At 30.3% G+C, this 13,918-nt stretch carries 11 protein-coding genes; all 11 read left to right on the plus strand.

What is annotated here, in order from left to right:
* Positions 1–38 precede the first annotated feature (38 nt).
* The 11 genes from FVE77_RS02475 (at position 39) to FVE77_RS02525 (ending at position 13,909) form a co-directional block, all read left to right on the plus strand.
* Complete coding sequence (locus tag FVE77_RS02475) at positions 39–1,001, plus strand: AEC family transporter (RefSeq protein ID WP_026745831.1); 963 nt, start codon at positions 39–41, stop codon at positions 999–1,001.
* A 299-nt stretch (positions 1,002–1,300) separates the two neighbouring features.
* A complete protein-coding gene (locus FVE77_RS02480; RefSeq protein ID WP_006805154.1) occupies positions 1,301–1,840 on the plus strand; it encodes a hypothetical protein in 540 nt (179 codons plus the stop codon).
* A 12-nt stretch (positions 1,841–1,852) separates the two neighbouring features.
* On the plus strand, positions 1,853–2,728 hold the full coding sequence (locus FVE77_RS02485) for a hypothetical protein (RefSeq protein WP_026745830.1): 876 nt from the start codon (positions 1,853–1,855) through the stop codon (positions 2,726–2,728).
* Positions 2,729–2,987: 259 nt separating this feature from the next.
* Positions 2,988–3,851 (plus strand): adenosylmethionine decarboxylase, encoded by an 864-nt coding sequence (gene speD, locus FVE77_RS02490; protein ID WP_026745829.1) that lies wholly within the window; start codon positions 2,988–2,990, stop codon positions 3,849–3,851.
* Between the two features lie 448 nt (positions 3,852–4,299).
* A complete protein-coding gene (locus tag FVE77_RS02495) occupies positions 4,300–5,763 on the plus strand; it encodes an aminotransferase class I/II-fold pyridoxal phosphate-dependent enzyme (protein WP_026745828.1) in 1,464 nt (487 codons plus the stop codon).
* 72 nt (positions 5,764–5,835) lie between these two features.
* The gene (locus FVE77_RS02500; RefSeq protein WP_026745827.1) at positions 5,836–6,366 is read left to right on the plus strand and encodes a glycoside hydrolase family 108 protein; all 531 of its coding nucleotides are present in this window, start codon (positions 5,836–5,838) and stop codon (positions 6,364–6,366) included.
* Between the two features lie 140 nt (positions 6,367–6,506).
* Entirely contained in the window at positions 6,507–7,349 is an 843-nt protein-coding gene (gene speE / locus FVE77_RS02505; RefSeq protein ID WP_026745826.1) for a polyamine aminopropyltransferase, read from the plus strand.
* A 30-nt stretch (positions 7,350–7,379) separates the two neighbouring features.
* Complete coding sequence (gene speB / locus FVE77_RS02510; RefSeq protein WP_026745825.1) at positions 7,380–8,231, plus strand: agmatinase; 852 nt, start codon at positions 7,380–7,382, stop codon at positions 8,229–8,231.
* Between the two features lie 41 nt (positions 8,232–8,272).
* Entirely contained in the window at positions 8,273–9,961 is a 1,689-nt protein-coding gene (locus FVE77_RS02515; RefSeq protein WP_026745824.1) for an AAA family ATPase, read from the plus strand.
* 200 nt (positions 9,962–10,161) lie between these two features.
* Positions 10,162–12,753 carry a DUF2339 domain-containing protein gene (locus FVE77_RS02520; RefSeq protein WP_026745823.1) on the plus strand — a complete coding sequence of 864 codons (2,592 nt, stop codon included), beginning with the start codon at positions 10,162–10,164 and terminating at the stop codon, positions 12,751–12,753.
* Positions 12,737–13,909, plus strand: a complete 1,173-nt coding sequence (locus tag FVE77_RS02525; protein ID WP_026745822.1) for a hypothetical protein — start codon at positions 12,737–12,739, stop codon at positions 13,907–13,909. Before FVE77_RS02520 ends, FVE77_RS02525 begins: the two co-directional genes overlap by 17 nt.
* Positions 13,910–13,918 lie beyond the last annotated feature (9 nt).

The following is a 13,918-nucleotide window of genomic DNA, read 5'->3' on the forward strand; positions in this document are numbered from 1 at the left end:
GAAAGAAATGGGTATAGTAAAGAAAGGAAAGTTTAAAAATGATTTTTTTGAAATCACTGGGAAGTATTTTCCCTATTATTGTTATGATTGCGATTGGATATATTTTGAAAAAAAGGCACTGGTTTCATCACACATTTAGTGAAAATGTGTCAAAACTTATTACAAATGTGGCTTTGCCTTGTTCGATATTCTATTCAGTCTTGAAATATCTAAATATGGATGCTTTGAAGGAAGTGTCAAACCGTTTGATTTTTACATTTGCTTCAGTTATTATCGGATATGTTGCAGCTTTTTTTGTAATAAAATTAGTGAAGATGAGAGAAGGTCGACGTGGAGTCTTTTATAATGCGGTAGTAAATGCAAATACGATATTTATTGGACTTCCATTGAATATGGCACTTTTTGGAGAAGCAGCTTCCAAATATTATTTAATGTATTATATTACAAATACTGTATCAATTTGGACTTTAGGGTATATGCTTTTGGCAGGTGATTCATTAGAAGGCAATAAAGATGAAAAAAGTGGATTTAATCTGAAAAAGTTGTTATCGCCTCCACTTATTGCTTTTGTAATAGCCTTTATTGTACTTTTGTCAGGCATAAAAGTAATAACTCCAATTGTGGAAACTACAAAATATCTTGGAAGCGTTGTAACACCTCTTGCATTACTATATATCGGAATAGTGCTGGCAGATGCAGGGCTTCACAGTATTCGTTTTGATTTGGATACAAATTTGGCTTTGCTTGGAAGATTTGTATTTTCATCAATTGTCATGATTGTGTTGTTGAAAATTGCTGGACATTTTGTGCAGTTAAATGATTTGGAAATAAAAACGTTTGTGATACAGTCGGCAGCGCCAGTATTTGCAGCATTGCCAATTTTAGTTAATGAAACTAATGGAGATATTGGATATTCCACAAATGTAGTTACAACAAGTACAATTTTATTCATATTAGTTGTTCCAATTCTGATGAGCATTCTTAATATAATTCATATATAAAATTTTAAATTTGGAAAATCATTAATTTGATTTTCTTTTTTACGTAAAAACCTGATTTTTAAGTTTGATTTTAAAGAGGTTTTAATATACGGCTTGAAATTAATAAAAAAATATGGTAAACTTTTATTAAAGAGAATGGATAACTAAAATAAAAGTGAAAAAAAAGTTATATAAATAATTTTAAAATATTTTTGAAATATCATTATAATACAAAACTAAATATATTGAAATTTTATTATAATTTTATTTTTTATAAAATATTAAGATTAGTGTAATAATTATGAAATTTAGGAGGAAAAGTGAAAAAAATAATCATATTGCTTGTTTTATTGGTAACAGGAATTTCTTTTTCAGATACCTGCAAATGGATAAAAAATCCGAATGTATATGTGCTGAAGGAAATAGAGCTTATAAATAAATCCCGTTTAATAGGAAATGTCTATTGTGATGTAGAGCATGACTTTATGACATATTATGTTGGAATAGATAATTTGGAAGTAGGGCTTGTATACAACACGCGTGAGAGAAAGGAACTGACATACGAAAATATTTTCAAAATATTAATTGATTTTGAGAGTGACATTGCAAAACTGATTCCTAGAAATATTCCTGCAAAGGATAATCAGAAAAAACCACGATACTATACTTTTAGACTCTATGCCTACGATGCGGCTAAAAAAGATACTTTTATGCTGTTTAAGTATATTCTTGATACAAAAAAGATAGACGGGGACTGGAAAACTTACTATAATAATGAAATATTTTCAAAGACAGGCGAAAAAATGCTAAAAACATTAAAAGACAGCGGATATAGCCCTACGGAAGATATCATGTACTAACTGAGGGGAAAAATGGAATTAATTTTAGAAGAAGATATAATATATAAAACTAAAATCAATGATTTTGGAGTTGAACCGATTAATAAGAGAATTATAACAACTGGAGAAAAGCTGATATACTTTAATAAAAATAAATTTGAAAAAGAAAGCGGAGGAAAAGTAAAAAATTGTGAAATTATAAAATATATAAAGGAAAAAAATCAATTGTTCATTTCGAGCATGTTTTTTGTTTCGACTCCAAACGGAAAAGTGTACAAGTGTGACGGAAATAAAAAGAAAATAGTCGAACTTGTATTTGATACAAATGATAGCATAAAAGTAATGAATTTCATAACAAGCGGCAGGATTGTCTATATTGAAAAAAATTGCCTATTTTCCTATGATGTTGACACAGAGGAACTTATCTCCGCAAAATTGGCAAGAACTAGAAAAAATGGAAATTATAAAATTTTCACAAGTGGAGAAAACGTTATAATCAAATTTAGGGAAGACCATAAACATATAAATACAATAAATATTTTTGAAAATAAATTAAAAAAAATATTTGAAGTAAAAACGGAAAATAATCACACTTACTCAAAAATAGTTGGACTTCAATATTTTGCGGGAACAGAAGATGGTGAAATAGAAATATGGAACATTCTGGATCAGGAACTTTATAATTCAATAAAAATTTCTGACAGAAAAATAACGTACATTGAAGAATTTGAAGGGAAATATTTTATTGGTTTGGAAAGTGGAGAATTGGTAATTACAGATAGTAAATTTCATATTTTAAAGCAGGAAAAGATACTGAAGGAAAGAATTGTAAAAATCTGTGTAATTGAAAATGAGATTTATGTGATGGGGTGTGAAAATAGGATAGTGAAGTATAGGATGGTTTTATAAAAAGATATTTTATTTATTAATCACAGTTATTAATTTAGCTGTGATTTTTTTTTAAAATTCATTTTGCAATTTTAATTGTAAAAATTGTGTATAAATGATATAATTTGGCGAAAAAATAAGTCAAAAAAATGAATAAAAATATGTGAAAAATAAATAAATTTTTACGACTATGGAAATAACATTTTAAAAAGAAATTTAAATCATAGATTTAAAGGATTTTAAGTGCAATGTGAAAATTGATGAAATAGGAGAGGAAGTGATGAATGAGTTGGAAAATAATAAAATTAAGCTGTATGGATTCAATAATTTAACAAAGACATTAAGTTTTAATATTTATGATATTTGCTATGCGGAAACAGAGAGGGAGCAGAAGGACTATATTGCATATATTGACGAGCAATATAATTCGGAAAGGCTTACAAAAATACTTATTCGTGTTGCGGAAATGATAGGGGCACAAGTCTTGAATATATCAAAGCAGGATTATGAGCCACAAGGAGCCTCTGTAAATGTTTTAATTGCAGAAGAAAGAATAAGTCCTGAGAATATTGATAAATCTTGTAATCAAGGAAAGCCGTTCTTTGAAGAAATTGGGATAGATAGCCAGAGCATGAAAAAGGGAAATACAAGTCAAGACACCGATACGGTTCACGCTCATTTGGATAAAAGCCATATAACAGTGCATACTTTCCCAGAATACCATCCAGATAATTCAATTTCCACTTTTAGAGCGGATATTGATATTGCAACTTGTGGAGAAATTTCGCCATTAAATACATTAAACTATCTGATAGACAGCTTTGATTCGGATATAATCACGATTGATTACAGAATACGTGGATTTACAAGGGATATTTCAGGAAAGAAATTTTTTACAGATCACAATATAACTTCTATTCAAGATTATATTGAGCTAGAAAAGTTAAAAATTTACGATGCGATTGATGTAAATGTATATCAGTCAAATATTTTTCATACAAAAATGCTTATAAAGGAAATTGAGCTGAAAAATTATCTTTTCAATCAGGATGTCTATGAAATTGCACCAAAAAAAAGGCTGGAAATTACGGATAGACTTAGGAAGGAAATGATTGAAATTTATAGTGGAATGAATATTTATTAGAGTCATTCAATAATAAATTAAGTATTCAGATAAGTTATTTTTTATAATTTTATGTCATTAAGTTATTTTTATTAATATTCGTTCTTTTATTTATATTAATGTTTTTTCTTTTTTATGTGCAAAGGGGAACAGTCGCCATCCCCTTTGCAAACCCGGCTCGTCTAAGCATTTTTTTGAAATAAAAACGAAACTCGTTACGTAAAACTTCGCTCAAACAGTCGTTTTCATTCCAAAAAAATCACGACAATTTTAAGTTTAACTACAATAACTAATTTGATTAAAATAAACATTGAAGAAAAATTTCGTTAAAAAAATATAAATAAAATAACAAAAACTATTTTAATCAAAATTTTCTAAAATAAAAATTTATAAAGCTGAATACTTAATATAAAATTTAGAAATTTAAAATTATAATAAATAAAAGTAAAAATATGTAAGGAGTTAAAAAATGGGGAAAAATATTGATAAAGATAGACAGAATAAGACAGTTCTTTTTGATGCTTTAAAAAATCATCTTTCTAACAGGGTTGTGAGATTTGATGTGCCGGGGCATAAAGGAGGGCGTGGAAATAAGGAGTTTCGGGATTTTATCGGACTGGATGCGATGCAGATGGATGTTAATTCAATGAAGCCGCTTGATAATTTATGCCATCCAACTTCAGTTATTAAAGAGGCTCAGGATATAGCGGCGGAGGCTTTTGGGGCAAAAGAGGCTTATTTTATGGTAAGCGGGACGACTGGGGCTGTACAGGCTATGATTATGGCAACTTGCAAGGCTGGAGATAAAATCATTATTCCAAGAAATGTGCATAGAAGCGCTATTAATGCACTGGTAATTTGTGGAGCGATACCAGTTTATATTAATCCCGGACTTAACAAGAAATTGGGAATATCTCTTGGGATGTCGATTAATGATGTGAAAAAGGCAATTCAGGAAAATCCTGATGCAAAAGCAATATTAGTGAATAATCCTACTTATTACGGAATTTGTTCAGATTTGAAATCTATTGTAAAACTGGCACATGAAAATGATATGTTTGTGCTAGTTGATGAGGCACACGGAGCACATTTTTACTTTGATGAAAATTTACCAATTTCAGCTATGGAAGCTGGAGCAGATATGGCGGCAATCAGTATGCATAAGACAGGTGGTTCTTTAACACAAAGTTCAATTTTGTTAAGTGGTGAGAGAATAAACGCTGATTATGTTCGGCAAGTTATAAACTTGACTCAAACTACGAGTGCATCGTATTTACTTATGACTTCACTTGATGTGGCAAGAAAAAATTTGGCGATAAATGGAAGGGAGCTTTTTGAAAAGACAGTTAAATTTGCAGAATATGCCAGAAATGAAATTAATAAACTGGGTGGATATTATGCGTATGGGAAAGAACTGATTGATGGAGATTCGGTTTATGACTTTGATACGACAAAATTATCTGTGTATACAAAAGATATTGGGCTTGCTGGAATTGAAGTTTATGATATTTTGCGGGATGATTATGAAATTCAGATTGAATTTGGAGATTTGGGAAATATTTTGGCGATAATTTCGGCGGGAGACAGAGGCTTGGAAATAGAACGGCTAATATCTTCACTTGCAGAAATTAAACGGCTTTACTCAAAAGACTCTACAGGAATGTTTGATCATGAATATATAAACCCTGACGTTGTACTTCCTCCACAAAAAGCCTTTTATTCAGAAAAGGAAATGATTCCCATAAAAGAAAGTGCTGGTAAAATAAGTGGTGAATTTGTTATGGCTTATCCACCAGGGATACCGATATTAGCACCAGGAGAGCGAATTACTGAGGAAATCATAAATTATATTGAATATGCAAAGGAAAAGGGATGTCTATTAACAGGGACTGAGGATATGCATGTTGAGAAGATAAATGTTGTTTTAGAGTGAAAATTTTTGACGTAAGAACGCAGACAGTATCTGTGAAATTCCAATTAAAATAAATGAAAGAAGGAAACAAAAATGGCTGACAGCAGATTTTTGAAATTTTTTAATTATATTTTGCTAGTTGAAGGAAGCTACTCTAATGATAAGAATGATAAAGGCGGGGAAACAAAATACGGCATTACTAAGGAACGAGCTAGAGAATGTGGATACAAAGGTAGCATGAAAGATTTAACAAAAGCAATGGCAGAAAAAATTTATGAGGAAAAATATTATAAGGCTAGAAAATTGGATCAAGTGAGAAATGATAAAGTGGCACTAAGCATATTTGATTTTTCAGTAAATGCTGGAAGATATGGAATTAAAAAGGCTCAAGAGGCTGTGAACAAGGTTTATGGTAAAAATGTAATTAGTGTAGATGGAGCGGTTGGACCTATGACATTAAAATATTTAAACGAAGTTAATCCAGCTAAATTTTTGATGGTTTATCATAATTTACAGCGTGAATATTACAAATCTCTTGCTAAAAATAATGTAACTCAGAATGATTTTCTAGCTGGATGGCTGAACAGAGTTAAGGTTAAGGAAAATTATTTGAGAAACGTTTAATGAGTGCAAGAAAATAGAATAAAATTATAAACAATGGAAAATTTGAGGAATTTATAAAAAAGTTTTAAAGTACAAAACATTGGAAATAAAAGGTTAGATATTAAAAAAATAGGTAATACAAATTGAAAGGAGTGTAGCAGATGGAATTATGGTACACAGAAGAACATACGAAAAATGTTCGTTTTTCTATAAAGATTGATAAGCAGTTAGTTAGTGCAAAAAGTAATTTTCAGAGAATTGATATTTTTGAGTCGCCAGAATTTGGGCGATTTTTGACATTGGATGGGTTTATGATGCTGACAGAAAAGGATGAGTTTATTTACCATGAGATGATAACTCACGTTCCTATGGCTGTAAATCCTAAGGCTAAGAAAATATTGGTAATTGGTGCTGGAGATGGAGGTACTGTTCGTGAACTTGTAAAATATGAACATATTGAGAGAATTGATATGGTGGAAATTGACAAGATGGTTGTCGACCTTTGTCGTGAATATTTACCTAAGACAGCGAATAAGCTGGAGGATAAGAGAGTTCATATTTATTATGAGGATGGATTGAAATTTGTACGTTCCAAGGCAAATGAATATGATATTGTAATTGTGGATTCGACAGATCCGTTTGGGCCTGGAGAAGATTTATTTACAAGAGAATTTTATGGAAACTGCTTTAATGCACTAAAAGAGGATGGAATTCTTGTGAATCAGCACGAGAGCCCATATTATGAGGCAGATGCTAAAGCAACAGCAAGGGCAAACAAACAATTAAGGGCGGTTTTCCCATTTGCGACAGTTTATCAGTTGCATATACCGACATATCCATCAGGACATTGGCTATTTGGATTTGCTTCAAAAAAATACAATCCTGTAAAGGACTTGAAAGCTGATGAATGGAATAAGTTTGGAATAGAAACGAAATATTATAACACGGAATTGCATAAAGGAGCTTTTGCTTTGCCAAATTATGTGAAAGATTTAATAAAATAATTTAGAATAAAAACTAGAAGGAGAATTTATATGAGAAATAAAAATATACATACATTTATAGGGTGTGACAATGAATACAATGAGAGCAAAATTGCTATTTTTGGAGCGCCGTTTGACAGTACAACTTCGTTTAGACCAGGGACTAGATTTGCTTCAGCAGTTATGAGAAATGAGAGTTTTGGAATAGAAACGTATAGTCCTTATCAAGATAAGGATTTGGAGGATATTAAGGTTTTTGATGGAGGAGATTTGGAACTTTCATTTGGAAATTCGGAAAGTACGTTGCAGGATATTCAGGATGAAACGACAGAAATTTTGAAGGATGGGAAAATTCCGTTTATGATTGGTGGAGAGCATTCTGTTACGTTGGGAGCTGTGAGAGCAGTTGCTGAAAAATATCCAGATTTGCATATTATCCAGTTTGATGCACATACAGACTTGAGAGATGAGTATTTAGGGCAGTATTATTCGCATGCTTCTGTAATTAGAAGATGTTGGGACATTGTTGGAGATGACAGAATTTTTCAGTTTGGAATAAGAAGTGGGGAAAGAGATGAATGGAAATTTGCAAAGGAACATCTTCATACAACAAAATTTAATTTTGATGGACTTGATGAAGTTGTAGAAAAATTAAAAGGGAAACCTGTGTATTTTACATTGGATTTAGATGTACTTGATCCATCGGAATTTCCTGGAACTGGAACACCTGAAGCTGGAGGAGTTACTTTTGTGGAACTTCATAAGGCAATAGAAAAAATTTCGCAGTTAAATATTGTTGGGCTTGACATGAACGAATTATCGCCTGTATATGATCAGTCTGGGCAATCTACAGCACTAGCTTGCAAACTGCTTAGGGAAATTTTGCTGTTTATTTATAAATAGTCTAGTTTGGTATTGACCAGGTAAAAAGGGAGGAATGTTAAATGAAGAAAAAACTGCCAATAGGAATATCAGATTTTAAAAAAATAATAGACGGAAATTACTATTATTTTGATAAAACAGAATTGATAAAAAGCATTATAGGAGAACCTGGCGAAGTTAAGCTGTTTACACGTCCGAGAAGATTTGGAAAAACACTTAATATGTCGATGATAAAATATTTTTTTGATATTGAAAATAAAAATGAAAATAAAAAACTGTTTGAGAATTTAAAAATTTCTGAAAATGAGTATTTTGAAAAGCAGGGAACTGCTCCAGTTATTTCGATTTCATTTAGGAATTATGATGAAAGTAGCTGGGGAAATGGGTTTGAGATGATAAAAAATACAATTTCGGATTTATATGATGAATTTGAATTTGTAAAGGAAAATTTAAGTGCGAGAAAAAAAGAAAAATACGATTCAATTTTATTTAACAGAGCAACAGAAGCAACATGGAAATTATCCTTGCTGGATTTAACAAAATATCTATATGAATATTATGGACAAAAAGTGGTAGTGCTAATAGACGAGTATGATCAGCCGATAATTGATTCATACGTGAAAGGCTATTATCAAGAAGCAATTAGCTTTTTTAAAACATTTTATGGAGTTGTCCTAAAGGATAATAATTATCTGGAAATGGGAATTATGACTGGGATTTTGAGAGTTGCAAAGGAAAATATATTTTCTGGATTGAATAATTTAAGAGTTCATACAATTCTGGACAATAGATTTACAGAATATTTTGGGATTACGGAAAGTGAAGTTGAGCAGGCTTTAAAGGATTTTGATTTAGAATTTGAACTTAAAGATGTCCAACGATGGTACAATGGATATTTGTTTGGAGATATAAAAGTTTACAATCCGTGGTCGATTATTAATTTTCTGAATGATGAAAAATTAAAGTCGTACTGGGTAAATACGAGTGGAAATGAATTGATAAAATTATATTTAAAAAAACTCAAAAATGAGATTTTTGATGATTTTTCAAAACTTTTGAATAAAAAATCCATTTTAAGAAGAATAGATGAGAATATGACTTTTGCAAACTTGGAAGCAAATTATGAAGAAAATATATGGAATTTGTTTTTTCACAGCGGTTATTTGACATTGGCAGAAGAAGTTCAAGATGATGAGGAACAAGTTTATTTGAAAATTCCGAATGAAGAAATATTAAAAATGTTTTCAAAAATGTTTATAGAAGTATATTTTGAGAATTATAACAGCTTTTATAATATGGTGTATTCCTTGAAAAATGGAGATATTGAAACTTTTAAGAAGGAATTAAGAAAAATTTTATTGGAAAACGTGGGAATATTCGATGTAAGCGGAGTTTATAAAGAGCAATTTTATCATGGCTTAATGCTTGGAATAATTTTGACTTTGAAAAATGAGTATGAAATAACTTCAAATAATTTTGCCGGGAAAGGCAGATATGATTTGCTTTTGAAGCCTAAAAATCTGGAAAAAAGAAAAGAAGGGATTATTTTGGAATTGAAGGTTGTAAATGCAATGGAAAATTTGAGTGAAGATAAAATTTTTGAAAAATTAGAGAATGAGTGTGATATTGCATTACAGCAGATTGAAAAGAAAGAATATGCTTCTGTATTAAAAAATTCTGGAGTTGAGAATGTATTGAAAATTGGGATAGCATTTTTTGGAAAAGAATTAGCAGTTAAATTTGATAGATAAATTCAATTTATATTGAACCTTGTTTAAATAAGAATTTGTTACGAACTTTTCTAACAAAAGATATAAACCAATATTCTTATAATAGTTGAAAATTTATTAAATATTCACTATTTAAATATGGAATAGTATAAAATTATAAATTATTTTGTAAATTAAAAATATATTTATAAAAAATTTGTGAGTTTTGAGGTGGTTTTACAATGATTGACAAAATAAAGGAATTGGAAAATCTTGAGAATAAGTATAAGGAAATTGGGAGAATAAATTCGGAGATAGAATCAATAATTGCAAATATAAAAAATGAGGCTGGAATAAGCAGGGAAAAGGAACTTTTGGAAAAGAATGAAAGATTGGCGAAAGATTTAAAGGCATTTCATGAAAAGATAAAAGTTAGGGAAGAGGAAATTGGAAGGCTTAAAAATAGTAATGCAGTGCTTATTGAGGAATTGAAGGAAGCGAAAAAGGTTAGGAGAAATGGTGAGATTGATAAGTTTCAGAATATTTTGGCGCAGAAGATGAATGTGGAATTGGAAAGTGGAGTGACTAGAAGGCTTTCTAATTATGCAGAGGAAATGAAGAGAAAAGTCAAAATGCTGGAAAGAAATCTTTCTCACGAATTTTCAGATGAAGCTGATTCTTTAAGAGATGAACTCAAAAAAATTAATGGAAAAATTGGTAATTTTTTAGAGAAAAGTAATAGGAAAACTTTTGAAAATAAGGTATTTCTTCAAGAGGAATCTTCGGTGTTTCATAATAAGATAAAAGAAGAAACAGCTTTGAAGGAAGGGGAATTTCTTTTTGAAAGAGAGAAAAAAAGATTTGTATTTGAAAAACTTATTGGTTTGAAGGGTTTTAACTTTTTAGGGATAATATCAATCTTTTTGGGAGTTTTTTTGGTATTTCGGACACAGTTTGTAAAAATTCTGGCAAATAATTATGTAAAAAGTTCAGCTTCATATTTGCTAGGGATGTTTTTTCTTTTTGCTGGAGAAAAATTTTATCAGAAAAATAAGAAGCATTTTGCAGTTGGGCTGATTGGTGGTGGAATTGGGATTCTTTATTTGACTACACTTCTTTCCACGCTTTATCTCAAACTTTATCCAATGACAGCGGGTCTTTTTATATCAGTAATACTGACAGGGCTAGTTGTGATTCTTTCGTTGCGATATGATAGCCAGATAATTGGAGTATTGTCGCTGATTGGTGGATATTTACCTTATGGAGCTTATATTTTGGTGAATAGGAGCAACGTTCAGATTTATTATGTTTTGGCATATTCTTTGATTTTGCAGGGAATTGTGCTTGGGGTTTCTTGGAAAAAGGACTGGATATACAGCAAGATTTTTGGATTTGTTACAGGTGTAGTGAATATGACGGGGCTGATTTATTACTTAAATCACAGTATTCATGATAAGATTACGGCATTTTTCTACATCGTAATTTTCACAACAGCATACAGTTTCATTTTCCTAAATTCTCACAAAAAAGAAAATCGTCAAAGCAACATAATCGACTATGTATTTCTAAGTTTAAATCTAATTATAAAATTTTCATTGATTTACAGCCTGTTTGACAAGACAACACCAAGCTGGCTAAAAGCCGTATTAGTCGGAACAGTCGGAATAATTTACGGATTTTTTGGTGACAGGCTAAAGGACAACAAAGTTGCAAAAATATTTTATATCGTGGCATTAGGAAGTTTTATCCTAATTATCCCGTTAATTGTACCAGAAAAATTTGTTGTGATTGCATGGGGTGTTGAAACTGCACTATTGTATTTCTTTTATAGAAAATATAAAAATAAGGAAATGCGATATGGGACAATTGCGATTTATCTAGTTTCGCTGGTAAGTAATTTAATTGTGCGGGAAGAAAAATATTTACTTGCGTATATTCAGGATTTGATGATAATATCTTTTTCATTTGTGCTTTATTTCCTGATAAAACAAAAGAGTTATAAAAAGGAAGTTAGGATTTTAAATGGAATATTTAAATATCTGATTTTTGCGTATTCAATATTTTTTATAAATAAAGTTATTTTTAATGTTGTCACTTCATTTGAAGCGATAAATTATGGTAAAGATGCATTATTTTGTATATTAGTTTCACTGTTTGTTTTAAGAACAGTAACGTATAGAGTAAAGAAATTACAGGATAGTTTTAGCTTGAAATTTTTAGTAATAATTGAAATAATTTATTTGTTATTTATGAATATGTACAACTTTTTCTTATATATTTCTGGTTGGAGCTGGAATATACAAGAAGAGAAAATTCCAATAAGTTATCTGCTATCTTTAATTTTATTAATTTTTGTAAATTTTTATTTGTTTATTGTGGCTAAAAATGATATTCATTTATGCTTTTTCAAGAAAAATGAGAAAAAGCCGTTGTGGATACTGGAAGAATCAATATATTTCCTTTGTGTAGCAAATATTATTTTACGGATATATGAACATTCAGGTGTATTAATTTTAGGAGCTGGACTAGCTTTGGATATAGTTGGTCTGCTATTGTGCGGATATTTAGTCTGGAAAGGATTTAGAGTGCCAAATAGAAATGTTAGAAGAATTGGGCTTGGAATAGGAATATTTTTTGTGGCAAAAAGTTTCCTTTGGGATTTCTTACGATTTGATAATTCCTATAAATTGATTGCTTACTTTAGTATGGGGGCTATTCTGATTGGAACTTCCTATATTTATCAGACAGCTTTGAAGAAATTGGAGCAGGAAGTGAAAGAGAGTTTGAGTGACACGGATTTTGGGAAAGGTGAGAAAAATGAAGAAAATAAATAAAATAATATTGTTTTTATTTTTAATAACAATTGTTCAACTTTTTTCCAGCCAGTATTTTAAAACTATAAAAATAACAGGAAAGTCGGCATACAAGCAATTTTTTCTAACAGAGGATATTTATGAGAACAGTAAAAATAATCTTGGAGATATACGGATAATTGATAAAAATGGGAAAGAAATTCCTTATGTTATTGAATCTGGAAAAGAGCAGGAAAAGCACAGCGAAAAAATTGTAGCAAGGGCAAAAATAGATGAAGTATTGACGAAAAAGGATAAAATGGAATTTATTGTGAAATTTAATTCTGACAGTTCGTTAAAGGATATAATTGGAAACAGGCTTGAGCTGATTCCTTCCAAAAATTTTTACACCGAATATACTTTGTTTGGAAGTAATAACGGTACAGACTGGGAACAGATAACTTCGGGAGAAATTTATAAGACACCTGATAAGTCAAACTTGACAATCGAATTTTCAGAAAAAAGATATGAATTTTATAAAATTGTAACGCCGTTAGATAAAGGAAATATCTTTAGTGAAGCAATTTTGAAATTGTCAAATAATGAGGCTGGAAAACTTAAAACTGTAGGGACAAAATTGGATTATAAAATTGAGCAGGAAGGAAAAAATACAATTCTGAAAATCAAGAGCAAGTTTTTGCCATTAAAAAATATTGTTCTAGATGTAAATGATGAGTTTCAGAGAAATTATACTGTGAGAAGCGGAGATAATTTTTATGCGGAAGGGGTAATTTCTAAAGTTGGAGAAAAGTCAAATTTGATGATAAATTTAGAAAATGTTCCGAAATTGTCTGAAATAATCGTTGAAATACAGAATGGAGATAATTCACCGCTCAAAATAAATAGAGTAACAGGAAACTATGTTCCGGACAGAATTGTGTTTAGGGCTACAGAAGGGGAAGATTATAAAATAACCTTTGGAGATGAGAACTTGAATAAGCCTGAGTACGATATTGCAGAATTTGCTGATTCAATAAAGGAACGGGATGAAGTTTTGGTAGGAAAATTGGAAAAATCAGAGGGAAATAATATCTCAAAATCAAAAGATTACACGGTTTATTATAATATTTTTATAGTATTTATCGTAATAGTCTTGATTGGATTTATGGTAAAAAAAATAGCCAAAAATAAAAAATAGAAGAGGAGA

The sequence above is a fragment of the Leptotrichia hofstadii genome (assembly GCF_007990525.1).
GTDB lineage: Bacteria > Fusobacteriota > Fusobacteriia > Fusobacteriales > Leptotrichiaceae > Leptotrichia > Leptotrichia hofstadii.